Source organism: Enterobacter cloacae complex sp. 302F9 (assembly GCF_050030335.1).
Classification (GTDB): Bacteria; Pseudomonadota; Gammaproteobacteria; order Enterobacterales; family Enterobacteriaceae; genus Enterobacter; species Enterobacter hormaechei_C.
The window spans coordinates 1898538-1924770 of sequence record NZ_JBLGUC010000001.1 but is presented as its reverse complement, the minus strand read 5'-3'; the positions used below and the strand labels follow the sequence as shown (position 1 = coordinate 1924770).

Genomic DNA, 26233 nt, shown 5'->3' with positions numbered 1-26233 from the left:
AATCGCCTGCAAGGTATAGCGTACTCTTCCCGCTATTTGGGCAAGCCATTACGTCACTGTTCCTGGCGGATAAACCGCCGAAAGTTAATTAATTACCGTTAAATTTTTGCGGTAACTGTTCGGTGTGAATGAAGTCAATTTTTTAAAGGTTTTAATAAACAGGCTGGGGCTGCTGTAACCCGATTCGTAAGCGATATCGGTGACAGAGTAGTTAGTAATTTCCAGCTGTTTTTTGGCAAAGTTAATGCGGATTTCATTAATGATTTGCACAGGCGTTTTACGGTAATAACGCTGCGTGGCGCGCGTCAAATATTCCTGCGATTTACCCGACAGCGCCACCATATTCTCCAGGGCGTTATCGCTGAACTGTCCTTTATCGTGCATCAGCTCCACGGTACTGCGCAGCCACTGAGGAATATCATCCACCACCTGCTGTTCTTCACGGTGATGGCGGAGGCGATTCATGACGTAGAACGTCACGGTTTCAATAAATTCATCAAATTCATTGTCGCGGAAATTCAGCGAGGCGATAACCGTTTCAATCCAGGTCATAAACTCATTTTTAACGCGATACACCTGTGACGCCACAAAGCAGAACGGCACCAGCGGCAGATAGTGCTTCTCGAAGAAACGCCTGCTCACCCCTACGTTCAGAATGCGTGTCGCACCAAACTCATAAAAGCTCTGGTGATAAGATCCCATTGGCAGGAAGACGAAATCGCCACGCTCAAGCAGGACGCGCTTACCGTTGATCTCCTGATAGTAGCGGCCGGTCAGAACAATCGTGAACTCGTAGTAGTCATGCTGGTGCAGACCGCTGGCGCTCTCCGTTTTGTTGTAAATCACCACGTGAAAATTTTTGCCATTAAACAGCTGTTGCTCATGTGCGGTTTTGATTTCCATCGTGCTGACCTCCTGCTACTTCAACTGACTTATTGCATCTTCTCGTGAAGCTCGATGAGCTCCGCGACCAGCTCGCGTGCCAGCATGGAGGTCATCAGATGATCCTGCGCATGTACCAGCACCAGACTCACTTTCATCTTCCCTTCGCCCTGGTCGCTTTCGATGAGCTTCGTCTGCACCAGATGCGCTTCGTTTAACGCTGTACGGGACTGCTCCATCATGGTTTTCGCGGCAACGAAGTCGCCCTGCTTAGCCTGCTTAAGCGCCGCATACGCCAGGCTGCGTGCCTGCCCGGAGTTGATGATGAGGCCCATCACCACCTCTTCCAGATCGTTCTCTGCGGTTTCTTCGGCAACGATACTCTCTAAATCTAACATCTTTAAGCTCCTTTCCGCTGGCGCGAGTTGCCCCGCGCCGTGCAATTTTAGAATTTCAGTGCGAGGGCGATATCCTCTTCGCTCTCTTCTTCATCGATAACCGTTGCGGCCTTGTTCGCAATCGCCACGAACGGCATGTAGAGCAGGGTTGCAATCCCGAGGTTGAATATCGCCAGCAGGAAGGCCGCCACGCTACCGTTGGTGTTGAAGAACGCGCCCAGACCAGCCGGCATCGTCCACGGCGCAATGTTGGTCACCGGCGGGATAATGCCCAGGTAGTACGCCGTCAGCGTAATCGCGGCCAGCAGCGGCTGAACCAGGATGAAGGGAATGAACATCACCGGGTTCATGATAATTGGCAGACCAAACAGGATCGGCTCGTTAATCTGGAAGATGCCTGACGGCAGGGCCAGCTTCGCAACCTGACGATGGTCGGCGCGGCGAGAGACAATAAAGACCGCGATGATCAGACCCAACGTCGCCCCGGTACCGCCCAGGAAGATATAGGAGTCAAGCATCGGCTTCGCCCACACATGGAAGGTTTTACCGGCCGCCAGCGCCGCATCGACGGAGCCGTACTGCTGGTAAAGCGCGACGTTTTCCAGTGCCCATGGGGTCATAATACCGCTGTCCAGCGCCGCCAGTGCCAGTGAACCATGCACGCCGAAGAACCACAGCAGGGAGGTAAAGATGACATACGCCCAACCGACCACGCTACCCATCGACGCCAGCGGCGTTGAGATAGAGTCCATAATGATCTGGTGGAAGTTTGTGCCCCAGTGAGAGAGCGCCCAGGCAATAATCCCCATGATGGAGAGAATAATGAAGCCCGGAATCAACGCGGAAAATGAACGAGAAACGGAGGCCGGAACGCTATCCGGCAAGCGGATAACCCAGTTACGGCGAATAATGAAGGTGAACATTTCGGCCACCACCAGCCCGATAATAATACCGGAAATGATGTTTGCCCCACCCAGCCAGTTGGCGCCAACGGCGTAAGCGTCACCCACGCTGTACGGTGTGACGGTCATGAACGCGGCAATGGACAGTAAGCCTGCCGCCAGCGGATCCACTTTACGCTCTTCCGCCAGCGCCATTCCGATAAAGAAAGGCGCCATTAGCGACATAATACCCAACGTACCGTTGTATACGTTGCCGCCAATGGCTTTTAAACCATTAAGGGTTTCAATAGTTGAAGCATCTAACCTAATTCCTAATGAATAAAAAAAGGAACCTTCTCCAAAGCTCAGAAAAACGTTGTTAATTAAAACGAACATTGCCCCGGCTAATGTCAACGGCATTAATTTAATAAAGCCGTTCTTAATGGCATTAACGTGAGGCTGCTTTCCTATTTTAACAGCAAAAGGAAGGAGTACCTTTTCAAGTGAAGCGATGACTTTACTCATAGGAAAATACCCTTAAATGCCGCAACGACCGTTACGGCGTATTGTGTGTGAAATAACTCTTTGACGGGAAAAATAAAAAATTAATTAGCAGCTTTTTTAATCGCCGCAACGGCAGCTTTTAATACACCTAAACCATCAATCTTGCCGTATAAAACGGAATCGATCACTTCGACCGGCTTATTGGGTAGCAGACGCTGAATCTCTGGCAGCATATAAGCGATTTGCGGCCCGAGTAAAATAACGTCTGCTGTCTGGCCCTTCTCGCCCGCCAGCGTTTCCGGAAACGCCTCAATCACCACAGGGACTTCATATTTTTCGGCCTGCGCGCGCATTTTGGAAACCAGCAGCGAAGTGGACATGCCCGCAGAGCAAAACAGATAGATATGTTTCTTTTCCATGATAACTTCCCTCTTGTTTGGCTACCCGCCGTCTCGCTATCACTCGACTCGCTATCCTGGCTGACGGGCAGTGTGCTGAACATTGTTTGTCGTTGAAGTGAGTATACGCAATGGTACAGGGAGGGGATAATTCTGGATAGACTGAAATTGTCTCTCATTGACCTGGCTTGTTGACTACCTTCACATTTCAGGCAAATAATTCGCGCCAAGAAATAAGATTTACGTATGCATAAAAAAACCGGCCTCCAGGCCGGTTTGTTAACGCTCTCAGGCAAGCATGCTTACTGTGCCTTAGGTGCCTGTGGGTCGGTGTCGTATTCGGCACAGGTCTGGTAACCAGAATTGATCACGTGACCTGTATCATCCAGGGCGACAAAGTAGGTCTCTGCCTTACCATCACGTTGACCCAGAATGTAGGTCTGGCAGGTACCACGCGCGTGGATCATCGTGACTTCTGAAGAAGGTTTACCGGCAATGGCTGCAACCTGGGAACGCGTCATGCCTTTTTTGACGTCTTTTACCACTGGCTGTGTGAACTGATCTTTGGTGCGATCGTAAGCTGTACACCCTGCCAGCATAGTCAGTACCGCCGCTGCGCTTAAAATTCCTGCTACGTTCTTGTTCATATTCCGTCCTCTTGTTTATCAGCGTGTTAACTAAGCATGGGATAAAAATTACTATTGTTCAACTTTGCGAGTTACGCCAGACGAATTTCGGAAAATTCTAATAAAACAACGGTAAGCTGCTAAATCGCTGTAAAACAGTACACTCAAAACTGTGATCCTTGTCGTTTCCCCGACAAAGGGTTAGTTTTAACAGATCACACTTTCTGTTTGGTTCTGCATAGGGAGGGCGTAATGGCTCTGCAACAAGAAATTATTCAGGCGCTGGGCGCGAAACCTGCGATTGATGCCAATGAAGAGATCCGTCGTAGCGTTGATTTTTTGAAAGCTTACCTGTCTGCACACCCTTTCCTGAAGACGCTGGTGCTGGGCATCAGCGGCGGTCAGGATTCCACTCTGGCCGGTAAGCTGAGCCAGATGGCCATCTCCGAGCTGCGTGACGAGACCGGTGACACCGCGCTGCAATTTATTGCCGTACGTCTGCCGTATGGCGTGCAGGCCGACGAGCAGGACTGTCAGGATGCGATTGCGTTTATTCAGCCGGACCGTGTTCTTACCGTAAACATCAAAGGTTCGGTACTGGCCAGCGAGCAGGCCCTGCGTGAAGCCGGTATTGAACTGAGCGATTTTGTCCGCGGCAACGAGAAAGCCCGTGAGCGCATGAAAGCGCAGTACAGTATCGCAGGGATGACCAAAGGGGTCGTCGTCGGCACTGACCACGCCGCGGAAGCCATCACCGGCTTCTTCACCAAATACGGCGATGGCGGCACGGATATCAACCCCCTCTTCCGCCTGAACAAGCGTCAGGGCAAGCAACTGCTGGCGGCGTTGGGCTGCCCGGAGCACCTGTATAAGAAGGCGCCAACGGCGGACCTGGAGGACGATCGCCCTTCCCTGCCGGATGAAGCGGCGCTGGGCGTTACGTATGACAACATCGATGATTATCTGGAAGGCAAAACGCTCGACGAAGGTACCGCTAAAATTATCGAAGGCTGGTATCTGAAAACCGAGCATAAGCGCCGTCCGCCCATTACGGTGTTTGATGATTTCTGGAAAAAGTAAAAGCAAAACGGTAACTCCGCTTTGCAGGCCGGGTAAGGCGTAGCCGCCACCCGGCTCTTTTTTAACCACCAAACACCTGCTACACTGTATGCCTGAACAGTATATGGAGCAGTATGTGAGCAGGCGTCAATCCGCCCCGCGTCTTGAGTTCGAAGCGGCGGCTATCTACGAATATCCCGAGCATCTTCGCCCCTGGCTTGAGGCACTGCCTAAACAGCCTGGCGTCTATTTCTTCCACGGCGACAGCGACACCATGCCGCTCTATATCGGCAAAAGCGTGAATATCCGCAGCCGGGTGATGTCGCACCTGCGTACGCCGGATGAAGCATCGATGCTCAGGCAGTCCCGGCGGATCACCTGGATCGAGACGGCAGGCGAACTGGGCGCGCTTCTGCTCGAAGCCCGGCTCATCAAGGAACAGCAGCCGCTGTTTAACAAACGCCTGCGCCGCAACCGCCAGCTGTGTTCCTTGCAGATTAACGCAGGAAAACCGCAGGTCGTTTATGCCCGGGAAGTGGATTTTTCGCATGAACCCAATCTTTACGGTCTGTTTGCCAACAAACGTGCCGCACTGCAAACCCTGCAATCCCTGGCTGATGAATTACAGCTTTGTTACGGCCTGTTAGGACTGGAAGCCACCACCCGTGGTCGCGCCTGTTTCCGCTCAGCGCTGAAACGCTGCGCCGGGGCGTGCTGTGGAAAAGAGAGCGTTGAAGAACATCATGCCCGGTTTATGGCTGGCCTTGCCTCTATCAGCGTTAACTGCTGGCCGTGGGAAGGCGCGGTGGCGCTGAAAGAAACCCGCGATGGGATGACGCACTATCACATCATCCGCAACTGGCTCTGGCTTGGCGCCGTTGAAAATCTGGATGACGCTACCGCTCTGCTGCGCACCCCTGCCGGTTTCGATCAGGATGGTTACAAAATTCTCTGCAAGCCACTGTTAACCGGAAAATATGAGATCATCGTCCTCAATGACCCGGCAGCCAGGTAATTTCACTGAACAGCAGCGACCCCTTCGTTTCCAGTAAACGGAGGGTATGACTGCCCGCTTCCCAGCTGGCGCCCTGATCGGCGGTCAGTAATTTGTCGCCCAGTTGCCAGGCGCCGCTTAATACGAATGCCACCCCACCGCGTGATGCGAAGGTAGTGAACGTCCGGGTAGCAACGCGCACCTTTGCCTGGCAGCAATCCCGTCGGGTCATGATGTTGAAGTCCATCGACATCTGCCCCTCTGTGAGCACGGCTTTCACCGCCAGATCGCCCGCAAATCGGTAAGGCTGATGATGCTTCAGGGTATGACAAAACGCCCTGCCTGCATCCAGGGTCACCTCGCCGCCCTCCAGCAGCGTAATCACCCGGTCAACGCCCGGGAACGCGGAAAATTCGCCGTTACTGGCGATGGAGGCAATACTGGCCCGCCAGAAAAAATCCCGCGTCGCGGGAGGAAAACAGCAAATCTCACGCGTCTCACCCGCACCATTACGCCAGAGACTGACCGGCATTTTACGGATATCAAAGAATTCCATGACCACTCCTGAAGGACGCACCGTGCGCCAGGGCATTTTCACAGACGTATTATCGGCAGCAGTCAGGCCAGACCTTAGGCATGGGATAAAAGAAAAACCGCCGGTCCTGTCCACAGCGTTTTCGCTTTTGTAGACAGGAGCCCGGCGGTCTTAAGAGAGTGAACCGATTATTCGGTTGGTGCAGGCATTTTACCTTCCGGCGCTGCACGTTCTGTCAGACGCTTCTCAAAATTGGCATTAAATTGCTTTTTCTGTTCCGGCGTCAGAATGTTGTAAATCTTGTTCTGGGTTTCCATGTGGGCCAGCATGCGCGCTTTATGCTGCTCGGCCATTTTGTCGATCTGCGCTTCCGCTTTTGCTTTATCGAAGCTGTCGCTGGCAATGATGTCATGCATTGCGCGGCGCTCTTCCAGCGGAGGACGTTTCATCTGGTCACGCTGGCTTTTCATGATGTCGCGGATCTGCTGCTTCTGCGCATCGGTGAGGTTCAGATCTTTAAACATCATCATCTCATGGTGCATACCCGGCTTGCCTTTATGATGCATCATCATTTTGCCTTCCGTCGGCGCGGCGGTAGTGGTCGCGGTATCGGCGGCGAACGCCATGCTGGTAGCGCCCAGAGCCAGGGTAGAGGCAACAAACAGTGCAGTTAATTTACGCATAATGTCTTTCCTTACTTTCAGTTATTCTTCGGCGCTATGCCGTGTTGACGAGATTAACTTTACGGGGTTTATCGTCAATTAGTCAGAGCAACGGTAAAACAATGAAAGTGTAAAAAACAACTTTTCGCCAATTGTGGAGAAATTAAGGAAAAAGCGTGGAGAGATGAAACAAAAATATTCAACAGGATGATTTTAAAGAGATTATGGAGAAGTATAGCGAAGTGCCGTTTAATAATAAAGCAATTCTCCAGGAATATTCCGCAAACAATACCAGAGCGCTTTTAACGCTAAGAAATTTATTCTTCATTTCCCCTCCGGTCTGCGCGAGGGGAGACGATCAGGGCATTTTTTCCAGCATCAGGCCTGCTCGCAAACCAAACGCGACCGACGGATTAGGAAATAAAACATATTCCGTGGATTTCTGTACCGCATAGCGCGTCTCACCATCTTCCGCCAGCAGGACGCCCTGGCGAAACGGCGTAAAGTTCAGCGTATGGGGCGCCATATGTAGCTGGAAAGCCTCGCTTTGACGCGTGATCTGCTGCACGACCCGATAGCGCACAACGGGTTCCCGGGAGGGTTCCGGCGCAACCCCGGCGAGCAACGCCCGAAGCGCCTGATACGTAGGGGCAAAACGCGTCAGGTCGTTTTGCCCGAACGGCAGCGCTTTTCCCAGCTCCAGGGTGCAGGATAACGCGCCAACATTCTCGCAGGTGAAGTGGGTAAACGTGCCGCCTGGCGTCTGGTGGAAAACCAGCGCCTCCAGCCCCGCGTCGCCAAGCCAGGTCAGAAACGCCTCATCCCACGGCTGATGACGCTGCGGTAACACGCCAAAACGCACGTGGTACGAGGCGCGAATGGCCGTATGCAGATCGAGGTGCCAGCGCGTTTCCCCCGCCCCGGCAAAAAACGTCGTGACCACCTTCTCCAGCCATTGCGCGCGTGTCGTCTCATCACTCTGTGGAAACTGCGCCCAGCGACCACCAAACATGCGGTTGATGTCGCTCACGAGATACCGTTTATTTTGCGCCAGCGCAGGCGGATTTCCCAGCACCACCAGCAGACGGCAGTGCAGCGTGATCTCTGCGCGAAACAGCGCGCGCAGCAAAAGATCGACAATCTCCACGGGCGCGGTTTCGTTTCCGTGAATGCCGGTCGAAAGCAGCAGCGACAGGTCATATTCCCCCATCGGCGTCATTTCAAGCACGCCCTGCCCCAGCCATCGCCAGTGGAACGAGGGGCCTTCCCCCTCTTGCCGCTCCGGTGTCTCTTCGGCCAGCGTCAGCGCCAGTAAGTTTTCCATATCATCTCCTTAGCGCTGGAACGGATAAACCGATCCCAGTTGCAGGATGGTCGATAATGCATCCAGCGCCTCGCGGCCTTCGCGCAGCAGCTGCGGATCAACCAGATCGGCCTGAACCAGACGGTCGCGATAATAGCGGTCCACCCAGTCATTGAGAGTATTGAACAGCGTGTCGTTCATCATCACCGCCGGATTCACGGCCTGCATCTCCTCCGGCGTTAACACCACGCGCAGTCGCAGGCACGCCGGTCCCCCGCCATTGGCCATACTTTCCCGCAGATCAAACACGCGCAGTTCATCAATCGGGTTATCCGCCTGCACCAGTTCGCTGAGATAGCGCCAGACGCCCTGATGGTTGCGGGACTCCTGCGGCAGCACCAGCATCATGCTGCCATCATCCCGGCTCAGCAGCTGGCTGTTGAACAGATACGTTTCGACCGCATCCTGTACGCTTACCGCCTGCGTGGGCACCTGAATCGGCATAAATCCCGGCACGCGTTCGCGCAGCGTGGCCAGCAACTTTTCCTGATGGGCAAACGCCTGCTCGTGGCAGAACAGCACCTGACGGTTGGAAACGGCAATGACGTCGTTATGAAACACGCCCTGGTCGATCACCTGCGGATTTTGCTGGGCAAAAATCACCTGAGAAGGATTAACCTGGTTCAGCCGCGCAACCGCCTGGCTTGCGGCTAAAGTTTGTCTCGCCGGATAACGAACCGGCGCGGCGTGGCCGCCCTCTTCCCGTCCATAGATAAACAGCTGCAAACCCGGCTCGCCATAGTCGCCGCCCAGACGGTTGTGGTTTGCCGCCCCTTCATCGCCAAACATCGCGACCTGCGGCAGCGCCGAATGCACCTCGAAATGCGCTTCATGATTAAAAATGGCGCGCAGCACGCGCCCGGTGGTCTCCGCTTCGCTGGCGCGGTGGAATTTGTTGTTCAGGTTAGCAACGGTCAGATGCACTTTGCCGTCCAGCGTATCCGCCGACGGCGCAACGGTGGCGGCATTCGCCACCCACATCGAGGAGGCTGAACTGGCCGCCGAAAGCAGGTGTGGCGTCTGCGTGCCTGCTTTTTCCACCACCTGTTCATCCGTACCGCTGAACCCCAGCTGGCGCAGCACGGCCACGTTTGGTCGCTCCTGAGGCGGGATCACCGCCTGCGGGAAACCGGCATCGGACAGCGCCTTCATTTTCAACAGACCCTGCTTCGCCGCCAGCTTCGGGTTCGAGACCTGGAAACGGTGCTTCGTCGAGGCTTCATTACCGAACGACAGCCCGGCATAGTGGTGCGTCAGCCCCACGAGGCCGTCAAAGTTAACCTCACGCGCTTTCATGGGCGTCACCCTCTGTAAAATCCAGCCCCGGATTCAGCGTCTCCGGCAGCGTCAGCGCCGGGGTTTCCAGGCTTGCCATCGGCCACGCGCAGTAATCGGCGGCATACCAGGCGCTGGCGCGATGGTTGCCCGACGCCCCTACGCCACCAAACGGCGCGGTGCTCGCCGCACCGGTCAGCGGTTTGTTCCAGTTCACGATCCCGGCGCGCGCTTCCAGCAGCAGCTGTTCGAATTTCTCGCGATGCGGCGATATCAGGCCGCTCGACAGGCCGTAGCGGGTGTTGTTGGCCATCTCGATCGCCGACTCAAAATCGTCATAGCGCCAGACGCACAGCAGCGGGCCAAAGACCTCTTCATCCGGCACGTTGCTCGTCGCACTCATCTCAATAATCCCCGGCGTCAGCAGCGACGTGCCCGGCTGAACCAGCTTCGGCTCCAGCAGGGTTTTCGCCCCGCGCGCCACGTGCTCCTGCCACGCTTTCAGCACGTTCAGCGCCGCCTGCGCGGAGATCAGCCCGCCGATAAACGGCTGCGGCTCGGCATCCCATTTCGCGGGAACCAGACGCGCGCTCACCTCCACCAGACGCTTCAGGAACGCATCCCCCTGCGCGCCGCGTTTAACCAGCAGGCGGCGGGCGCAGGTGCAGCGCTGTCCGGCGGTAATGAACGCCGACTGAATGGTCAGATGGACCGCGGCATCGATATCATCCGGATCTTCCACAATCAGCGGGTTGTTGCCGCCCATCTCCAGCGCCAGAATTTTTTCCGGCTGCCCCGCCAGCTGACGATGCAGCTGATACCCCGTTCCGGCACTGCCGGTGAACAGCAAACCGTCAATGTCGCTCAGCGCACTCAGCGCCTGACCTGTTTCACGCCCGCCCTGCACCAGATTCAGCACCCCCGGCGGCAGCCCCGCCTGCTCCCAGAGTTTTATGACTGCTTCTCCGGTTAAGGGGGTTAACTCACTCGGCTTGAAGATGACGGTATTCCCCGCCAGAAGCGCAGGCACAATGTGCCCGTTCGGCAGATGTCCGGGGAAGTTATACGGGCCAAACACCGCCAGCACCCCGTGCGGACGGTGGCGCAGCGTGGCGGCGCCGTCTGGCATCTCGGTATGCTGCTCGCCGGTGCGGGTATGGTACGCCTTCACCGATATCGCGATTTTGTTGATCATCGCCGTGACTTCGGTTGTTGCCTCCCAGCGCGGCTTGCTGGTTTCGCAGGCAATGATGCGGGTCAGCTCGGCTTTATTGGCCTCCAGCAGCGCAGCAAATTTCTCAACCAGCGCCTGGCGCTCGGAGAATGGCCGTTTCGCCCATGCCGGAAACGCGCGGCGTGCAGCCTGGCAGGCCTGCTCAACCTGCCCGGCGCTGGCGTCGTTCCCCGACCAGAGCACCTCCTGGCCGACCGGGTTAGTTTTTGTCCGCGCGTCACCTTCGCCCGTTACCCAGTCACCGTTAATCCATAGAGTCATGCTGTTTTCTCCTCAGGGCAGAGCCGCACCAGGCGAACCGTGTCGCCAGCGTTACATTTCAGGGCATCCAGTTGCGCAGCCGTCAGTACCAGACGCTCGCATGTTGGGTTGGTTCGCACCAGCATGGCGCGGAAGTTGGTGTAATTCTCGTTAGAGACCAGGCAGGCTGGCCACTCGCCCGGCGCGGGCTGGCCTTCTGAAACCTCAACCAGGCGGCTTTTACGGATGGCGCGAACGCGGTCAATGTCGCATTCCAGCGTCGGGCCGCCGTCGAAGATGTCGACGTAGTTACGGTAGCGAAATCCCTCTTTCTCCAGCACTGCGCGGGCCGGGGCGGTTTGCGGGTGAACTTCGCCGATCACCGCCTGCGCTTCAGGCGTTAAGAAATGGGTATAAATAGGATGCTTCGGCATCAGCTCGGCGATAAACGCTTTCTGACCGGTACCGCACAGGTAATCCGCCCGGCTAAATTCCATGGAGAAGAAGCGTTCGCCCAGACTCTCCCAGAACGGCGAGTAGCCCGTCTCATCAATCACGCCGCGCATCTCCGCGACCACTTTTTCGTTGAAGCGGTCGCGAAAGGCGGCCATAAACATAAAGCGCGATTTGGAGAGCAGATAACCGTTGCCCTCTTTGCGCCAGTCCGGATCGAGAAACAGGGTGCAGAGTTCGCTGGCGCCGGTATGGTCATTACAGAGGAAGAGCGTCGGCAGCGCGTTGTAAACGTTCAGCTCTTTCGAGGCGTGGACCATCGTGCCGACGCGGTAGTTGTACCACGGATCGTTAAGCCCGACGGCCACCTCGATGGCGCAAATCCCCGCCACGGTTCCCGTGCCGGTATCTTCCAGCACGAACACATAGCCCTGTTCGCTTTTTGGCAACGTTCCCTGCCAGGTTTGCAGGGCGCGCTCAATGCGCGCCGACAGCGTTTTTTCATCGGCAGGCAGCGAGGTTAGCCCGCCCCCTGTCTTACCGGCAAGCTGCATAAGCCCGGCGAGATCGCCGTGCGCAACGGGACGGATGACCATCATGATGACACCCCGGACTTCACCTGTTCGCAGGCCAGCGCAAAACGATCTAACCCGGTTCTGACCTCTTCCTCGCTGACGATCAGCGCAGGGGCAAACCGCACCACGTTAGCACCGGCAATCAGCACCATTACGCCCTGCTTTGCCGCTTCCTGTGAAATCAGCTTCGCTTTGCCGGCAAACTCAGGGGCAAGCTCACAGCCTATTAACAGCCCCAGACCGCGGATCTCTTTGAACAAGCCGGTCTGGTTATTGATGGCAGTAAGGCGCTCAACAAACCACTGGTGACGCTGCTTCACGCCGTTCAGCACCTCAGGGGTGTTGATGATATCCAGCACCTGTCCGGCGACAGCGGTTGCCAGCGGGTTGCCGCCGTATGTGGTGCCATGGGTGCCCACGGTCATCACGCTGGCGAATTTATCGGTGGTCAGCATCGCCCCCACCGGGAAACCGCCGCCGAGCGCTTTGGCTGTTGAGAGCACATCCGGGGCCACGCCATAGTGCATGTAGGCGTACAGCTCACCCGTGCGGCCCACGCCGGTCTGGACTTCGTCAAAAATCAGGACCGCGTTATGCCGATCGCACAGCTCGCGCAGCCCTTGCAGGAACGCTTTCTGGGCGGGCATGACGCCGCCTTCCCCCTGCATGGGCTCGACAATCACCGCACAGGTGGTGTCGTCAATCAGCTCGCTGGCAGAGTGTAAATCGTTATACGCCGCATGCCGGATATCCGGCGGCAGCGGCGCAAAATCCTGAGAATATGAGGGCTGACCACCCGCGCTGACGGTAAACAGCGTTCGGCCATGGAAGGCATTTTTAAAGGCTACGATGCCGCTTTTGTGCGCGCCGAATTTATCGTGCGCATATTTTCGCGCCAGCTTCAGCGCCGCTTCGTTCGCTTCCGCGCCGGAATTACAGAAAAAGACTTTTTCTGCGAAAGTGGCGTCGATCAGCTTCTTCGCCAGACGCAATGCCGGTTCGTTGGTATAACCGTTGCCGGTATGCCAGAATTTCGCCGCCTGGTCATTCAGCGCCTGCCGCAGCGCCGGATTTGCATGCCCCAACGCATTTACCGCAATCCCACCCGCAAAGTCGATATACTCTTTGCCCTGCTGATCCCACAGGCGAGAGCCTTCCCCACGTACCGGAATAAAAGCCGCCGGAGCGTATACCGGCATCATCCATTCATCGAAATTTTCACGCGTAACTGACAGAGACATAGCGACCTCATCCGGTAAATAAAAGGTTGTTTAAATGTTAAATAATTGAGTGTTTGCACTGTGAATGTAGATTGCAGCGTTCGTGCCAGCCAGCGATAAAAATGCATAAACGGGTTGAGGTAACAGAATATCAATGAGTTACAATATGGAGTTATTCACTGTTAATGCATAAATAGTGAATATTTTTACGAAAAGCGGCGCTTTGCCGCATGAAAACAAGAAAGAGTATGCAGAGGCCAAATATAATTCTGGAATTGTGATCGCTCGCGAAATTTATCGGTCCTTTATGCCCTGTTCGAGGGCAAAACGCGCCGAAATGGTGCAAATATTGCACCGTCGGCATTATCTGTCGCAGTAATTGGGCGAAGCGGATAACAGACGACGTAAATTCTGCTACCATCCTTGCACTATTCACCTTGCATTGGCAGCGACTATGAAATTTGTCTCTTTTAATATCAACGGCCTGCGTGCCCGCCCTCACCAGCTTGAAGCGATTGTTGAGCAACATCAGCCAGATGTGATCGGCTTGCAGGAGACAAAAGTTCACGACGATATGTTCCCGCTCGAAGAGGTAGCGAAGCTGGGCTATAACGTTTTTTACCACGGTCAGAAAGGCCACTACGGCGTTGCGCTGCTGACCAAAGATACGCCGGTGTCGGTGCGTCGTGGCTTCCCGGGTGACGATGAAGAGGCGCAACGCCGCATCATCATGGCGGAAATTCCTTCCGCGCTCGGCAATGTGACCGTCATCAACGGCTATTTCCCGCAGGGTGAAAGCCGCGATCATGAAACCAAATTCCCGGCCAAAGCGAAGTTTTATCAGGATCTGCAAAACTACCTGACAACCGAACTCAAAAAAGAAAACCCGGTGCTGATCATGGGCGACATGAATATCAGCCCGACGGATCTGGATATCGGTATTGGCGAAGAGAACCGTAAGCGCTGGCTGCGCACCGGCAAATGCTCTTTCCTGCCGGAGGAGCGCGAGTGGATGGAGCGCCTGCTGGGTTGGGGGCTGGTGGATACTTTCCGCACGGCTAACCCGGAAACGCAGGACCGCTTCTCGTGGTTTGACTATCGCTCTAAAGGCTTCGATGACAACCGGGGCCTGCGTATTGATCTGCTGCTGGCGAGCGCCCCCCTGGCCGAACGCTGCATCGAAACCGGTATCGACTATGATATCCGCAGCATGGAAAAGCCATCCGACCATGCGCCGGTATGGGCAACGTTCAAGCTGTAAACTTCAGTGAATATTAAAAAAATCAGTCTTCTGTGCGCCCTTCTGGGCGCATTTGTTTTGACCATTGTTTTGCTTCCTCCAGGCATGCTCTCCCTCGACACGCTAAAAATGCACCAGCAAACGTTGCTCGATCGTGTGGAGCAGGCGCCCCTTCAGAGCGCGCTGATCTATTTTGCGGTTTACGTTCTGCTCTCCGCGCTGTCGATCCCCGGAGCCGCGCTTCTGACGCTGCTCGGCGGGGCGCTTTTCAGCCTGTGGGAGGCGACGCTGTTGGTGTCATTTGCCTCGACGCTCGGCGCCACGCTTGCCATGCTCGTCAGCCGTTATCTGCTGCGTGACTGGGTGCAGCGGCGCTTTGACGCACAGATGAGCACGATCGATGCGGGGATGGATCGCGACGGCGCGCGCTACCTTTTTGCCCTGCGCCTGATGCCGTTGTTCCCGTTCTTTCTGGTCAATTTGCTGATGGGGCTAACCCGTCTCAGGGTGCGTCACTACTGGTGGGTCAGCCAGCTTGCAATGCTGCCTGCCACCGTCATTTATCTGAACGCCGGACGCGAGCTGGGGAAACTCACCTCGCTGCGCGATATTCTGTCGCCGGGACTGCTGTTCGCCTTTACACTGTTAGGGTTATTACCGCTGGTCACTCGCTGGCTGTTTTCCCGTTACATCCCTTCGATTAAAAAGTGAGGCATTATGCGCCGGGTGCGTTTTTGCGCGTTTCTGACGAGTCTGCTGCTGGCAACCTCTGCCTTCGCCGCAGAGAGCTGGCAATCCATTCAGCAACAGGCCACCGGGCAGACCGTCTGGTTTAACGCCTGGGGCGGTGACGAGGCCGTTAACCGCTACCTCGACTGGGTAAGCGGCGAGATGAAAACGCACTACGCCATCAACCTGAAGATCGTTCATCTGGCCGATGCCGCCGACGCGGTGAAGCGGATCCAGACGGAACATGCCGCAGGACGCAGCAGTAACGGGTCGGTGGATCTGCTCTGGGTAAACGGGGAAAACTTCCGCAACCTGAAAGCGGCAAACCTGCTGCTCACCGGCTGGGCGAAAACCCTGCCCAACTGGCGCTACGTCGATACCCGTAAACCGGTAACGGAAGATTTTGCCATCCCGACCGATGGGGCAGAATCCCCGTGGGGCGGCGCGCAATTAACCTTTATCGCCCGTAAAGCGAGTACGCCGACACCACCGTCAGATCCCCACGCGCTGCTGGTATACGCCCGACAGCACCCTGGCAAGGTGAGCTATCCGCGACCGCCGGATTTTACCGGCACGGCGTTTCTTGAGCAGCTACTGCTGGCGCTGACCGCCCATCCGGAGGCGTTAAAAAACGCGCCGGACAGTACCTTTGCGCAGGTCACCGCGCCGCTGTGGGATTACCTTGATACGCTGCACCCCCTGCTGTGGCGCGAAGGGAACGATTTTCCTCCGTCGCCTGCGCGCATGGATACGCTGCTGGCCAGCGGCAGTCTGAACCTGTCGCTCACCTTTAACCCCGCCCATGCGATGCAAAAGGTGGCGAGCGGTGAACTGCCTGCCGACAGCTACAGTTTCGGCTTTCTCAAAGGCATGATCGGCAACGTCCATTTTGTCGCTATCCCGGCAAACGCCAGCGCGAGCGCAGGCGCGAAAGTGGTGGCGAATTTCCTGCTGTCACCGCAGGCGCAGATCCGCAAAGCTAATCCTGCCGTCTGGGGTGACCCGAGCGTGCTGGATGGCGAAAAACTGCCTGCGAAAGCGGCAAAACAGCTTCGCGCCTTTACCCCCTCAGGCACGCCTGATGTACTTCCCGAACCTCACGCCGCCTGGGTTAACGCCCTGGAGCAGGAATGGCTTCGCCGCTACGGGACCCGCTAAGCGGGCTGGTCTGGGCGGCAATGGCGGTCATCTATCTGCCCCTGCTTCCCGCCAGCGGCATGCTGCTGGCCCCGGCGTTTTCACTCAGTAACTGGGCGACGCTGTTTGCCGACCCGCAGCTGCCGCGGGCGCTGGCCGCCACGCTGGTTTCCACGCTTATCGCGACGCTGGGCTCACTGTTTATCGCCCTGATCCTGCTTGCGCTTCTCTGGCCGGGTGAAGGCTGGCAGCGCCTGAGCACCCGTCTGCCGTGGCTGTTAGCCGTGCCGCACGTCGCCTTCGCCACCAGCGCGCTGCTGCTGTTTGCGGAAGGAGGGCAGTTTTACCGGATCTGTACAGTCTGTTCGCCGCAGCTTGACCGCTACGGTATCGGGCTTGGCCTGACGCTTGCGGTCAAAGAGAGCGCGTTCGTTCTGTGGGCAATTTACGCCGCGCTGCCTGAAAAGCGCCTCGCACAGCAGAAAATTGTCCTGCATACCTTCGGCTACGGACGCATGCAGGCGCTCAACTGGCTCGTCCTCCCGGCCATTGCCCCCGCGCTGGGCGCTGTCATGCTGGCGGTGCTGGCCTGGTCGCTTTCCGTGGTGGATGTGGCGATCGTGCTCGGGCCGGGCAACCCGCCGACGCTGGCGGTGCTGGCCTGGCAGTGGCTCACCCAGGGCGATGCACAACAGCAAACAAAGGGAACGCTGCTGTGTCTGGTGTTGCTCCTGCTGCTGGCGGCGCTTGCCGCGGTGGGATACGGCTTCTGGACGGCATGGCGGCGCGCCCAGCGTGACCCCTCCGGAGTTCGTCGCGCTTCGCATACTGCGCTGCCCGCACGGACGCTGGGCGGGTTACTGCCGCTGTGCGGCGTCCTCTGTGCGCTGGTTCTGCTGATGCTGGCACGCCGGGACGACATCGGCCCCGTCAGCGACAGCCTTTCACTGGGACTGCTGTCCAGCCTGACAGCGCTGGCCATCCTCATGCTCTGGCTTGAGTGGGGACCCCAGCGCGGCGCGGTGTGGGTCTGGCTGCCGCTCGCCCTCCCGGCGCTGCCCCTCGTGTCCGGGCAATATGCCGTGGCGCTGTGGCTGGGCATCGACGGCCAGTACGCTGCGGTGCTCTGGAGCCATATGCTCTGGGTTCTCCCGTGGATGCTCCTGGTGCTGCAACCGGCCTGGCGCAGGCTCGATCCCCGGCTTATCCTCACCGCCAGAACGCTGGGCTGGCGACAGACGAAAATTTTCTGGTTGGTGAAATGCCCCCTGATGATTCGTCCGGCCCTGCTGGCCTTTGCCACCGGCTTTTCCGTGAGCATGGCCCAGTACATGCCGACCCTCTGGCTGGGAGCGGGACGTTTCACCACCCTGACGACGGAGGCGGTCGCCCTCAGCAGCGGCGGCAGCATTCCGATCCTCGCCAGCCGGGCGCTGGGTCTGTTGCTGTTGAGCAGCAGCGTATTTGCCCTTGCCGCGCTGCTCTCCCGGCTCGTGGGCCGTCACAGACAAGGATTACGTTAATGCTGAACGTGAAAAATCTCACCATTGCGCCACTCTTCCGTGAGGTCAACTTCCGCGTCCCGGCGGGGGAGATTGTCACGCTGATGGGGCCCTCCGGGAGCGGGAAATCGACCCTTTTCGCCTGGATGGTGGGGGCGTTATCCGCTGATTTTAAGGCGCACGGCGAGCTGTGGCTGAACGATCGCCGCTGCGATATGCTCCCCGTGGAAACGCGCGGGATCGGCATTCTGTTTCAGGATGCCCTGCTGTTTGACGCCTTCAGCGTGGGGCAAAACCTGATGCTGGCGCTGCCGGCGCACATCGTCGGGCGCGCCCGCCGCAACGCGGTAGAACAGGCCCTGGACACTGCCGGGCTGGCAAACCACTACGCCAGCGATCCGGCGACCCTGTCCGGCGGCGAGCGCGCCCGGGTCAGCCTGTTGCGCGCTCTTCTCGCCCAGCCGCAGGCATTGCTGCTCGACGAGCCGTTCAGTCGACTGGATAAAACGCTGCGCGCCTCATTCCGGGCGTGGGTATTCGAAGTTACTCGCCAGCGCAGGATCCCGGTGGTGCTGGTCACGCATGATGAGGACGATATTCCGCCCGGCGGCGAGGTGATTGAGATTTCTCGCTGGCAATAATGTGCTAACGCAATGTTTTTGGCTTCAGGAGAGACGACAATGCCCCCCTCTTTTAATGACGTCAGGTTTTTCGATGAAACGTGTTTCTCAACTGACCGCGCTGGCCCTGCTCTGCGGCCTCGCCTCACTCTCCTCCACGGCGGCTGATATGCCCCACTCCCTCACGCTGGACCAGCTCCAGGCGCAAAACGGCGCGGTAATTGATACGCGCGTCAGTGCGTTCTATAACGGCTGGCCGCAGACCCTGAGCGGAACGTCCGGGCATGAACCCGCCGCGCTTAATCTCTCTGCCAGCTGGCTTGGGGCAATGAGCGATGAACAGCTCAGCGGCTGGGCAAAACAACATCGGCTTACGCCAGACATGCCGGTCGCGCTCTATGGCAACGATGATGACAACCAGACCGTCAAAGCGCGGCTGGAGAAAGCGGGCTTTACCCACGTCTCCACCCTGAGCGATGCCCTGCAACAATCCGACCGTCTGCAACGTCTGGCGCATTTCGAACAGCTGGTTTATCCGCAGTGGATCCGCCAGTTGCAGCAGGGCAAACCCGTTACCGCCGCACCAGCCGGAGAATGGAAGGTGATCGAGGCTGGCTGGGGTGCGCCGAAGCTTTATCTCCTGAGCCACATTCCCGGTGCGGGCTATATCGACACCAATGAAGTGGAAAGCGAACCGCTGTGGAATAAGGTCTCTGACGAAAAGCTGAAAGCGACGCTGGCGAAGCACGGGATCCGTCACGATACCACCGTCATTCTGTACGGTCGCGACGTGTATGCCGCCGCGCGCGTGGCGCAGATCATGCTCTACGCGGGCGTGAAGGATGTGCGAATTCTGGATGGCGGCTGGAAGGCGTGGTCCGACGCCAGCCTGCCCGTTGAGCGCGGAACGCCTGCAAAGGTCAAGCCAGCCCCTGATTTTGGCGCGCCGATCCCGGGCCAGCCCCGGCTGATGGTGGATTTGGAGCAGGCCCGGGGAATGCTGCACCGTCAGGACGCCTCGCTGGTGAGCATTCGTTCCTGGCCAGAGTTTATCGGTGAAACCAGCGGCTACAGCTATATCAAGCCAAAAGGTGAAATTGCCGGTGCGCGCTGGGGCCATGCGGGCAGCGACGCGACCCACATGGAAGATTTCCACAATCCGGATGGCACCATGCGCAGCGCCGATGATATTGCCGCCATGTGGAAAACGTGGAATATCCTGCCGGAGCAGCACGTTGCGTTTTACTGTGGTACCGGCTGGCGCGCGTCTGAAGCCTTTATGTATGCCCGCGCCATGGGCTGGCAGAACGTTGCCGTCTACGACGGCGGCTGGTACGAATGGAGCAGCCATCCGCAGAACCCGGTCTCCACCGGGGAGCGCGGACCGGAGAGCGCACGCTAGCGGGGAAGTGATTTCAGCGTGATATAACCGCTCCAGATGCGCGTTGTGGTGGTCAGCCAGCACAACGCGCCAAACGTCCAGGCAAACAGCGCGAAATGCGCCGGAAACAGGCAGCACAGCGCAAACAGCGCGATGGTCTCCGTTCCTTCCCTTAATCCCCCAATGTAATAAAGCGACTTGTGCGCATAGCCGGGGTTGTCGATATCATGCTTCCCCGCCAGCGCGGCAAAGGCAAGAAAACTGCTGCCCGTCCCCATAAAAGCGAACAGCAGCCAGGCGGCGGCGATCGCGTTATCAGCCGGAGCGGCCAGCGCAAAGCCAAACGGCACCAGGGCATAAAACAGGAAGTCGAGGGCGATATCAAGAAACCCTCCCGCATCCGTCAGGCCACGGCGACGCGCCAGCGCGCCGTCCAGCCCGTCCAGCAGCCGGTTCAGCACTATGGCGACCAGCGCCGCCGGATACCAGCCCAGCGCCAGAAACGGTAACGCCAGCACGCCAATCGCAAACCCGGCGAGCGTTAAGCCATCAGGCGTGATAAACGGTTTATCCAGCGCGGCGGCCAGCTGATTTAACCCGGGTTTCAGTCGGGGGTGCAGATGTTTATCCAGCATGCGGTTTACCTTTAAACGTGGCGCACAGCCCCTGAGCCGGAATATCCAGCGCGGCGTTAAAGCGGGCGGAAAGATTCTGAAAGGCAATCAGAGCCGTCATTTCGGTGATGGTCTCTTCCGTAAAGTGGCGCTTCAGCAGACTTTTGATATTTTCATCCACCTGAGGTGGCGTGGCGGTGACCGCTTCCGCATAGGCCAGCGCCGCGCGCTCCTCTTCGCTGAACAGGGTGGAATTTTGCCAGTCGCTGACGGCCTGCACTTTATCCAGCGCCCCGCTCCGCTCGGCCAGACGCAGGCTGTTGGCATCAATACAAAATGCGCAGTGGCAGATCTGCGAGATCCGCGTCGTTAGCAGCGATCGCAGAACCGGGGTCAATCGCGCATTGCGCCGCTCCAGATAGCCGACAAACAGCGCCACCAGCCAGAAAAGACGCGGCATACGCCCCCACCAGCGCGTGGGGTTCAGCACCGCGCCGAAGTGTTTTTTCTGCATGGCGGCGATGGGGCTGAGGCTGACGGGAAGGGTTTCCATGGGCGCAACCCAGGCGGATGTCTCTTTCACCTGATTCTCCTGATGACTGGACTCTTTGGAAGGGCACGATAATATGTCGTTTTTCACTATTAATTATTGACGAACATGCTGAAAACACTCGATGTGGTTGCGGCCATCCTCGAAAAAGGGGGCAAGATTTTGCTGGCGCAGCGTCCCGAACATGCCGATCAGCCAGGAATGTGGGAATTTGCGGGCGGGAAGGTTGAAGCCGGTGAGACCCAGCCGGAAGCGCTGATCCGCGAACTGCGTGAAGAGCTCGGCATTGAGGCCGTGCCCGCGCGGTATGTGGCAAGCCACCAGCGGGAGGTGTCGCAGCGGCTGATTCACCTCCACGCCTGGCATGTGCCTGAATTTAGCGGTCAGCTGAAGGCGCATTATCACTCGGCGCTGGTATGGTGCACGCCAGAAGACGCGTTCACGTATGCTTTAGCCCCGGCGGATATACCGCTGCTGGAAGCGTTTATTCTTTTACGCGACGCCAGACCAGCGGATTTGTACTGAGGGTGCGTTCATCACGCTGGCACTGCAACAGCACGCCATCTGCCCTGACTACTGCGCCTTCGGAATAGTTTTGATCCTGATAGATACAGCACTGATTACACGGCTGCGTACGCTGGCCGCCAGCGCTAAAAACCTCTGGCGGCACGTTGACCTCGACATCCGGGCGAATGCGGTCAGCCTGTGCCCCGGCGGACACCATCAAACATAACGCGGCCATTGCGTAACGGTTCATAGACTTTATTTCCTTTGCATCATTTATATCTATAACGGTCGATCCGGACGGGATCTTTAATTTATCTCGTCATCGCTTTTGGTTATGACGCGCGCCCTGTCATTAATTTCCCTTGCGGCATAAATTTCTGCTTGCCTCTCAAAGCGGTGCGGGTGGTATAGTCAAAAAAACGACACAAAACATCTACGCCACACGCATAAATTATTATAAGAGGTTCTTATATCTATGGATCAGACACGCTCTCTGGAAAGCTTTCTTGCCCATGTTCAGCAGCGCGACCCGCACCAAAGCGAGTTTGCCCAGGCCGTTCGTGAAGTCATGACCACCCTGTGGCCCTTCCTTGAGGAAAATCCGCGTTACCGTCAGATGGCGCTGCTTGAACGTCTGGTAGAGCCGGAGCGCGTCATCCAGTTCCGCGTGGCGTGGGTGGACGACCGCAATCAGGTGCAGGTCAACCGCGCGTGGCGCGTGCAGTTTAACTCCGCCATTGGGCCGTTTAAGGGCGGGATGCGCTTCCACCCCTCGGTGAACCTGTCGATTCTGAAATTCCTCGGCTTCGAGCAGACCTTTAAAAATGCGCTCACTACCCTGCCGATGGGCGGCGGTAAAGGCGGGAGTGATTTCGATCCGAAAGGCAAGAGCGAAGGCGAAGTGATGCGCTTCTGCCAGGCGCTGGTCACTGAGCTTTATCGCCACCTTGGGCCGGACACCGACGTTCCTGCCGGGGATATCGGCGTGGGGGGGCGTGAAGTAGGCTTTATGGCCGGGATGATGAAAAAGCTCTCCAACAACAGCGCCTGCGTCTTTACCGGCAAAGGTCTGTCGTTTGGCGGTAGCCTGATTCGCCCCGAAGCGACGGGTTATGGTCTGGTCTATTTCACCGAAGCGATGCTTAAGCGTCACGGGCTGAGCTTCGAGGGGATGCGCGTGGCGGTCTCCGGCTCCGGTAACGTGGCGCAGTACGCTATCGAGGAAGCGATGGCGTTTGGCGCGCGCGTGGTGACCGCCTCCGACTCCAGCGGCACCGTGGTGGATGAAGCTGGCTTTACAGCAGAAAAACTGGCGCGTCTGTGCGAAATCAAGGCCAGCCGTGACGGTCGGGTAGCGGATTATGCCCGTGAATTTGGCCTGACCTATCTGGAAGGTAAACAGCCGTGGGGCGTGCCGGTGGATATCGCCCTGCCGTGCGCGACGCAAAACGAACTGGACGTGGATGCCGCCCGGACGCTGATTAGCAATGGCGTGAAAGCGGTAGCGGAAGGGGCAAATATGCCCACCACTATTGAAGCGACCGACCTGTTCCTGGACGCGGGCGTGCTGTTTGCGCCAGGCAAGGCGGCGAACGCTGGCGGCGTGGCAACATCCGGTCTGGAAATGGCGCAAAACGCCGCGAGAATGGGCTGGAAGGCAGAGAAAGTGGATGCCCGTCTGCACCACATCATGCTCGATATTCATCACGCCTGCGTGGAGTACGGCGGCGAGGCTTCGCAAACTAACTACGTGCGCGGGGCGAATATCGCCGGGTTCGTGAAGGTGGCCGATGCGATGAACGGACAGGGTGTGATTTAGTTTCGCTGCATTCTCGCCCTTGTAGGCCCGGTAAGCGCTGGCGTTACCGGGTCATTACTCAAGCCGGTTAATAAGTTCACGGCTGCGCTCTATCATGTTGAGTGAGTGCCTGTCATTGCGCTGTAGCAGTCCGACAAATAACAAATCTGTTATACAATTTTGGGCAGTTCGGGAAGAGATCGATGAGCTGCGCCATTCATCTTCGTTCGATACCGTCTCCAGAATATAATCAGCCCTCTCCCGCAAAGGATTATTTGCCAGTGATGTTATAGCTATGATCTTCGCGCCTTTCTCTTTTGCCGCTTCTGCGGCGATCAATATCTCCTTTTTCTTACCTGAGTAAGACAAGGAAATTTGTATATCATCTTTATTCAAAGCCTGAGCAACAGATATTTGCACATGTGTGTCAATCTCACATGTTACACGATAGCCAATTTTTAATAATTTAAAAGCGAGATCTTTTGCAGCCAGCGCAGAGCCTCCGAGACCAACAATTTGTATATGCCTCGCCTTATCTATTATTCCTATTATCTTTTCCAGTTTTACAAAATCCATATTTACTGTCGTTTCTCTTAATGCATGAACTTTTTCTGCAATTAACTTATCAGCTATTACATTTAAAGGGTCAGAACTATGAATAGTACTGTGAAGGCTATAATCAGCTTTTGCACTTTTTTCTCTGCTGTATTCTTCTATCAGCATCAATTTTAGATCGGCGAAGCCGTGAGCACCGAGTTTTTTGGCAAACTTTGAAATAGATGATTGGGCGACACACAATGCTAGCGCGATTGAGTGGGAAGAACATCCTTTGAAAGCATCAAGATGATTGATGATGTATAGAGCAATTTTCTTCTCTGTATCAGTATAATTATTATAATCCATTCTTATTTTTTTCAAATAACTCATAAATCACCCCTATAACATCTAAAAAAGCAATGTATTCTCTCTTAAAGATAAATACAACACATAACGATCAAAACCTCGAATATAAATTTTGACAGTCATCACAAACATTTAAAAGGAATTTATGATTCCATTTAAAATGAATTTAAAACGATCAACAATTCCCGCGAACAAACATCATACCACTCTACTAAGAATAGGATTTATTTATGAGAAATGGACTGAAACATTTATCCTGGTTATTAATTACACTTGCTTCTTCAGGCCATGCAGCCGTCATTTATCAGGCTAACGATGGCTCTAACATTGACCTTTACGGGCGCCTTGGTTTTAACGTATCAGATAAAAAAACAGGTGACGTTTCAGGCGATTTTGATGGTCGAATTGGTTTCTCGGCACGCCAGATGATTGATGACAAATTTGCCGTGATTGGTTTTACACAATACCAGGTGAATGCAGCCGAATACGCAAACAATATCAAAGCGGAGGACCCAGACGATTTGACCGCACGATATGTCTGGGCAGGCGTTGACTTCGCCGAGTACGGTAAAATCACAGCAGGACGCGTTTCATCCGGCCTGATTATGTTTACAGACATTGGTGATGTATTTGCCTCGTCAGACGTTGCTATGGCCCGCCAGGCAAATTTTATCGATCCCACCGCTGTTCAGGTTTTCCGCCAGGATGGCACCATACAGTACCAGAATACGTTAGGAAATCTTGACGTATCCAGTGCGTGGATTATTGGCAATAATTCATCTGACCTTGATTACGGCATAAATACTGCTCTGCGTTATACACTCGATCTCGGCTTTGCGGGCAAGCTTCAGCCTGTTATCGCCGTGCAGCAATCGCAGGCCAGCCATGATGAGACCTCTGCGCAATCCGATGATGATGCTGATAAATACCAGATGTGGGGAGTAGGTACTCGTTATTATTTGGGTGATTTTATGTTTGGTCTACTCTATTCCGAAGATACTGTTGAGTATCTTGATGGCCGTCCGGACAGCACTGATAAAGATTACGAAGCAACAATTGTCTGGTCGCTGACGCCTGAATGGTGGCTCCGGACTGGCTATCGTCATTTAGAAAATCATGACGGTGACGGACTTAAGCTTCGAGATGCGACCTTTGAAGTTCAGTACAAAGCCACCGCAAAAAGCTCAGTTTATGCCTCGTATTCCTGGCGCAATGGTGAAGCCGGCACCAACAGGGTTACTGGCGACAACGTTTCTTTTGGTGGTAGCGACCCGGCAGATGACTATTTCCACCTCGGATTACGCTATGAATTTTAAATGCTAATCAGGCACTCTACGTCGCCTTATATAAGGGTATAGCGTTTACTCTTATTTACAGGGGTTATCTATGAAAGCATTACTATTATTATTTTTTATGTCGAGCTTTGCATGCGCCAGAGTCACACTTGACTTGGGTGAAAACATTGTTGTTCTGGCCGCTAAAGATTCGAAGCTATCTCTCTTTTCAAAGAGTCTGACTCTACCAGACGGCGAGCAAAAGCTTGTTATTAAATTCGATAGTTCCGTCAATCCGGAATCCGTCAATCAAGGTAAAGGGCGAATGACCTCAGCACCTTATATATTTACATTTAACTATAGCGGCAGAGAAAAACTCATACTTACCACCCCGAAGGTCATCGATGAAAAGGAGGTTATAGACCAGGCTCGCAATCCACAATTTATGCTGAGGGCCAATGATACTACCATCCCCTTTACCATGGAAAAAGTTTTCCCAGAGAGCATTAACATTTTTTCTGATTTCAGGTCATTCCTCGCTGAGGATAAAAATCAAATCGACGGTATAAAACAAGACAGCACAGATAACCTTGATCAGGTTAAATCGGCCTATCTTGGCTTACCTGATAAACAGAAACTCTCATTCATGAAATGGTTGTTAAATAATTAAGAGATTAAT

General features: G+C 55.7%; 28 protein-coding genes. 12 read left to right on the top strand and 16 right to left on the bottom strand.

What is annotated here, in order from left to right; all coding sequences use genetic code 11:
- Positions 1 to 84: 84 nt before the first annotated feature.
- From chbR to osmE, 5 genes are all read right to left on the bottom strand, one after another.
- On the bottom strand, positions 85 to 903 hold the full coding sequence (gene chbR / locus ACQG0T_RS09190) for a transcriptional regulator ChbR (protein WP_017384663.1): 819 nt from the start codon (positions 901 to 903) through the stop codon (positions 85 to 87).
- 29 nt (positions 904 to 932) lie between these two features.
- The gene (gene chbA, locus ACQG0T_RS09185; protein WP_003857835.1) at positions 933 to 1280 is read right to left on the bottom strand and encodes a PTS N,N'-diacetylchitobiose transporter subunit IIA; all 348 of its coding nucleotides are present in this window, start codon (positions 1278 to 1280) and stop codon (positions 933 to 935) included.
- Positions 1281 to 1327: 47 nt separating this feature from the next.
- Positions 1328 to 2686, bottom strand: coding sequence for a PTS N,N'-diacetylchitobiose transporter subunit IIC (gene chbC, locus ACQG0T_RS09180; RefSeq protein ID WP_017384664.1), 1359 nt, complete (start codon positions 2684 to 2686; stop codon positions 1328 to 1330).
- Between the two features lie 80 nt (positions 2687 to 2766).
- A complete protein-coding gene (gene chbB, locus ACQG0T_RS09175) occupies positions 2767 to 3084 on the bottom strand; it encodes a PTS N,N'-diacetylchitobiose transporter subunit IIB (protein WP_015570750.1) in 318 nt (105 codons plus the stop codon).
- Positions 3085 to 3365: 281 nt separating this feature from the next.
- Complete coding sequence (gene osmE, locus ACQG0T_RS09170) at positions 3366 to 3710, bottom strand: osmotically-inducible lipoprotein OsmE (protein WP_003857836.1); 345 nt, start codon at positions 3708 to 3710, stop codon at positions 3366 to 3368.
- 231 nt (positions 3711 to 3941) lie between these two features.
- Between osmE and nadE the strand changes: the two genes are divergently transcribed.
- Complete coding sequence (nadE, locus tag ACQG0T_RS09165) at positions 3942 to 4769, top strand: ammonia-dependent NAD(+) synthetase (RefSeq protein WP_003857837.1); 828 nt, start codon at positions 3942 to 3944, stop codon at positions 4767 to 4769.
- A gap of 115 nt (positions 4770 to 4884) precedes the next feature.
- Complete coding sequence (cho, locus tag ACQG0T_RS09160; protein ID WP_063136382.1) at positions 4885 to 5763, top strand: excinuclease Cho; 879 nt, start codon at positions 4885 to 4887, stop codon at positions 5761 to 5763.
- On the opposite strand, the gene ves is transcribed toward cho, so the two are convergent.
- The 7 genes from ves to astC form a co-directional block, all read right to left on the bottom strand.
- Complete coding sequence (ves, locus tag ACQG0T_RS09155; protein WP_017384666.1) at positions 5741 to 6298, bottom strand: environmental stress-induced protein Ves; 558 nt, start codon at positions 6296 to 6298, stop codon at positions 5741 to 5743. The genes cho and ves overlap by 23 nt on opposite strands.
- Before the next feature lie 167 nt (positions 6299 to 6465).
- Entirely contained in the window at positions 6466 to 6960 is a 495-nt protein-coding gene (gene spy, locus ACQG0T_RS09150) for an ATP-independent periplasmic protein-refolding chaperone Spy (RefSeq protein WP_015570753.1), read from the bottom strand.
- Between the two features lie 337 nt (positions 6961 to 7297).
- On the bottom strand, positions 7298 to 8263 hold the full coding sequence (gene astE / locus ACQG0T_RS09145) for a succinylglutamate desuccinylase (protein ID WP_252051443.1): 966 nt from the start codon (positions 8261 to 8263) through the stop codon (positions 7298 to 7300).
- Between the two features lie 9 nt (positions 8264 to 8272).
- Positions 8273 to 9598, bottom strand: a complete 1326-nt coding sequence (gene astB / locus ACQG0T_RS09140; protein WP_023303517.1) for an N-succinylarginine dihydrolase — start codon at positions 9596 to 9598, stop codon at positions 8273 to 8275.
- Positions 9585 to 11072 (bottom strand): succinylglutamate-semialdehyde dehydrogenase, encoded by a 1488-nt coding sequence (gene astD, locus ACQG0T_RS09135; protein ID WP_017693599.1) that lies wholly within the window; start codon positions 11070 to 11072, stop codon positions 9585 to 9587. The genes astB and astD overlap by 14 nt, the downstream gene beginning before the upstream one ends.
- Positions 11069 to 12103, bottom strand: a complete 1035-nt coding sequence (gene astA / locus ACQG0T_RS09130; RefSeq protein WP_064489222.1) for an arginine N-succinyltransferase — start codon at positions 12101 to 12103, stop codon at positions 11069 to 11071. The genes astD and astA overlap by 4 nt, the downstream gene beginning before the upstream one ends.
- The gene (gene astC / locus ACQG0T_RS09125; protein WP_023296347.1) at positions 12100 to 13320 is read right to left on the bottom strand and encodes a succinylornithine/acetylornithine transaminase; all 1221 of its coding nucleotides are present in this window, start codon (positions 13318 to 13320) and stop codon (positions 12100 to 12102) included. The genes astA and astC overlap by 4 nt, the downstream gene beginning before the upstream one ends.
- A gap of 433 nt (positions 13321 to 13753) precedes the next feature.
- Between astC and xthA the strand changes: the two genes are divergently transcribed.
- The 6 genes from xthA to ACQG0T_RS09095 all read left to right on the top strand — a co-directional run bounded on the left by xthA (position 13754) and on the right by ACQG0T_RS09095 (position 19929).
- The gene (xthA, locus tag ACQG0T_RS09120) at positions 13754 to 14560 is read left to right on the top strand and encodes an exodeoxyribonuclease III (protein WP_023296346.1); all 807 of its coding nucleotides are present in this window, start codon (positions 13754 to 13756) and stop codon (positions 14558 to 14560) included.
- Positions 14561 to 14566: 6 nt separating this feature from the next.
- On the top strand, positions 14567 to 15250 hold the full coding sequence (locus tag ACQG0T_RS09115) for a TVP38/TMEM64 family protein (RefSeq protein ID WP_062932545.1): 684 nt from the start codon (positions 14567 to 14569) through the stop codon (positions 15248 to 15250).
- A gap of 6 nt (positions 15251 to 15256) precedes the next feature.
- The gene (locus ACQG0T_RS09110) at positions 15257 to 16426 is read left to right on the top strand and encodes an ABC transporter substrate-binding protein (protein WP_072204618.1); all 1170 of its coding nucleotides are present in this window, start codon (positions 15257 to 15259) and stop codon (positions 16424 to 16426) included.
- Entirely contained in the window at positions 16399 to 17928 is a 1530-nt protein-coding gene (locus ACQG0T_RS09105) for an ABC transporter permease subunit (RefSeq protein ID WP_023296343.1), read from the top strand. Before ACQG0T_RS09110 ends, ACQG0T_RS09105 begins: the two co-directional genes overlap by 28 nt.
- The gene (locus ACQG0T_RS09100; protein WP_015570760.1) at positions 17928 to 18548 is read left to right on the top strand and encodes an ATP-binding cassette domain-containing protein; all 621 of its coding nucleotides are present in this window, start codon (positions 17928 to 17930) and stop codon (positions 18546 to 18548) included. The genes ACQG0T_RS09105 and ACQG0T_RS09100 overlap by 1 nt, the downstream gene beginning before the upstream one ends.
- Before the next feature lie 73 nt (positions 18549 to 18621).
- A complete protein-coding gene (locus ACQG0T_RS09095; protein ID WP_271040703.1) occupies positions 18622 to 19929 on the top strand; it encodes a sulfurtransferase in 1308 nt (435 codons plus the stop codon).
- Here ACQG0T_RS09095 and ACQG0T_RS09090 read toward each other — a convergent pair.
- Both ACQG0T_RS09090 and ACQG0T_RS09085 read right to left on the bottom strand, forming a co-directional pair.
- Entirely contained in the window at positions 19926 to 20543 is a 618-nt protein-coding gene (locus ACQG0T_RS09090) for a CDP-alcohol phosphatidyltransferase family protein (RefSeq protein ID WP_271040702.1), read from the bottom strand. The two genes, ACQG0T_RS09095 and ACQG0T_RS09090, sit on opposite strands and share 4 nt — an antisense overlap.
- The gene (locus tag ACQG0T_RS09085) at positions 20533 to 21105 is read right to left on the bottom strand and encodes a carboxymuconolactone decarboxylase family protein (RefSeq protein ID WP_271040701.1); all 573 of its coding nucleotides are present in this window, start codon (positions 21103 to 21105) and stop codon (positions 20533 to 20535) included. The genes ACQG0T_RS09090 and ACQG0T_RS09085 overlap by 11 nt, the downstream gene beginning before the upstream one ends.
- Positions 21106 to 21180: 75 nt before the next feature.
- Here ACQG0T_RS09085 and ACQG0T_RS09080 point away from each other — a divergent pair, with 75 nt between their 5' ends.
- Entirely contained in the window at positions 21181 to 21597 is a 417-nt protein-coding gene (locus ACQG0T_RS09080) for a pyrimidine (deoxy)nucleoside triphosphate diphosphatase (RefSeq protein WP_150325808.1), read from the top strand.
- Here ACQG0T_RS09080 and ACQG0T_RS09075 read toward each other — a convergent pair.
- Positions 21557 to 21829 (bottom strand): YnjH family protein, encoded by a 273-nt coding sequence (locus ACQG0T_RS09075; RefSeq protein ID WP_047745649.1) that lies wholly within the window; start codon positions 21827 to 21829, stop codon positions 21557 to 21559. The two genes, ACQG0T_RS09080 and ACQG0T_RS09075, sit on opposite strands and share 41 nt — an antisense overlap.
- Before the next feature lie 225 nt (positions 21830 to 22054).
- Here ACQG0T_RS09075 and gdhA point away from each other — a divergent pair, with 225 nt between their 5' ends.
- On the top strand, positions 22055 to 23398 hold the full coding sequence (gene gdhA / locus ACQG0T_RS09070; protein ID WP_271040700.1) for an NADP-specific glutamate dehydrogenase: 1344 nt from the start codon (positions 22055 to 22057) through the stop codon (positions 23396 to 23398).
- 54 nt (positions 23399 to 23452) lie between these two features.
- On the opposite strand, the gene ACQG0T_RS09065 is transcribed toward gdhA, so the two are convergent.
- The gene (locus tag ACQG0T_RS09065; RefSeq protein WP_023296337.1) at positions 23453 to 24304 is read right to left on the bottom strand and encodes an SIS domain-containing protein; all 852 of its coding nucleotides are present in this window, start codon (positions 24302 to 24304) and stop codon (positions 23453 to 23455) included.
- Between the two features lie 206 nt (positions 24305 to 24510).
- Between ACQG0T_RS09065 and ACQG0T_RS09060 the strand changes: the two genes are divergently transcribed.
- Entirely contained in the window at positions 24511 to 25596 is a 1086-nt protein-coding gene (locus ACQG0T_RS09060; protein WP_015570768.1) for a porin, read from the top strand.
- Between the two features lie 70 nt (positions 25597 to 25666).
- Entirely contained in the window at positions 25667 to 26224 is a 558-nt protein-coding gene (locus ACQG0T_RS09055) for a DUF2057 family protein (RefSeq protein ID WP_023296335.1), read from the top strand.
- Positions 26225 to 26233: the final 9 nt, after the last annotated feature.

Bases quoted from the DNA above. Each gene is read 5' to 3' on its own strand.
- chbR (WP_017384663.1), bottom strand. From the start codon at position 903: ATGGAAATCAAAACCGCACATGAGCAACAGCTGTTTAATGGCAAAAAT.
- chbA (WP_003857835.1), bottom strand. From the start codon at position 1,280: ATGTTAGATTTAGAGAGTATCGTTGCCGAAGAAACCGCAGAGAACGAT.
- chbC (WP_017384664.1), bottom strand. From the start codon at position 2,686: ATGAGTAAAGTCATCGCTTCACTTGAAAAGGTACTCCTTCCTTTTGCT.
- chbB (WP_015570750.1), bottom strand. From the start codon at position 3,084: ATGGAAAAGAAACATATCTATCTGTTTTGCTCTGCGGGCATGTCCACT.
- osmE (WP_003857836.1), bottom strand. From the start codon at position 3,710: ATGAACAAGAACGTAGCAGGAATTTTAAGCGCAGCGGCGGTACTGACT.
- nadE (WP_003857837.1), top strand. From the start codon at position 3,942: ATGGCTCTGCAACAAGAAATTATTCAGGCGCTGGGCGCGAAACCTGCG.
- ves (WP_017384666.1), bottom strand. From the start codon at position 6,298: ATGGAATTCTTTGATATCCGTAAAATGCCGGTCAGTCTCTGGCGTAAT.
- spy (WP_015570753.1), bottom strand. From the start codon at position 6,960: ATGCGTAAATTAACTGCACTGTTTGTTGCCTCTACCCTGGCTCTGGGC.
- astE (WP_252051443.1), bottom strand. From the start codon at position 8,263: ATGGAAAACTTACTGGCGCTGACGCTGGCCGAAGAGACACCGGAGCGG.
- astB (WP_023303517.1), bottom strand. From the start codon at position 9,598: ATGAAAGCGCGTGAGGTTAACTTTGACGGCCTCGTGGGGCTGACGCAC.
- astD (WP_017693599.1), bottom strand. From the start codon at position 11,072: ATGACTCTATGGATTAACGGTGACTGGGTAACGGGCGAAGGTGACGCG.
- astA (WP_064489222.1), bottom strand. From the start codon at position 12,103: ATGATGGTCATCCGTCCCGTTGCGCACGGCGATCTCGCCGGGCTTATG.
- astC (WP_023296347.1), bottom strand. From the start codon at position 13,320: ATGTCTCTGTCAGTTACGCGTGAAAATTTCGATGAATGGATGATGCCG.
- xthA (WP_023296346.1), top strand. From the start codon at position 13,754: ATGAAATTTGTCTCTTTTAATATCAACGGCCTGCGTGCCCGCCCTCAC.
- ACQG0T_RS09110 (WP_072204618.1), top strand. From the start codon at position 15,257: ATGCGCCGGGTGCGTTTTTGCGCGTTTCTGACGAGTCTGCTGCTGGCA.
- ACQG0T_RS09105 (WP_023296343.1), top strand. From the start codon at position 16,399: ATGGCTTCGCCGCTACGGGACCCGCTAAGCGGGCTGGTCTGGGCGGCA.
- ACQG0T_RS09100 (WP_015570760.1), top strand. From the start codon at position 17,928: ATGCTGAACGTGAAAAATCTCACCATTGCGCCACTCTTCCGTGAGGTC.
- ACQG0T_RS09095 (WP_271040703.1), top strand. From the start codon at position 18,622: ATGAAACGTGTTTCTCAACTGACCGCGCTGGCCCTGCTCTGCGGCCTC.
- ACQG0T_RS09090 (WP_271040702.1), bottom strand. From the start codon at position 20,543: ATGCTGGATAAACATCTGCACCCCCGACTGAAACCCGGGTTAAATCAG.
- ACQG0T_RS09080 (WP_150325808.1), top strand. From the start codon at position 21,181: ATGCTGAAAACACTCGATGTGGTTGCGGCCATCCTCGAAAAAGGGGGC.
- ACQG0T_RS09075 (WP_047745649.1), bottom strand. From the start codon at position 21,829: ATGAACCGTTACGCAATGGCCGCGTTATGTTTGATGGTGTCCGCCGGG.
- gdhA (WP_271040700.1), top strand. From the start codon at position 22,055: ATGGATCAGACACGCTCTCTGGAAAGCTTTCTTGCCCATGTTCAGCAG.
- ACQG0T_RS09065 (WP_023296337.1), bottom strand. From the start codon at position 24,304: ATGAGTTATTTGAAAAAAATAAGAATGGATTATAATAATTATACTGAT.
- ACQG0T_RS09060 (WP_015570768.1), top strand. From the start codon at position 24,511: ATGAGAAATGGACTGAAACATTTATCCTGGTTATTAATTACACTTGCT.
- ACQG0T_RS09055 (WP_023296335.1), top strand. From the start codon at position 25,667: ATGAAAGCATTACTATTATTATTTTTTATGTCGAGCTTTGCATGCGCC.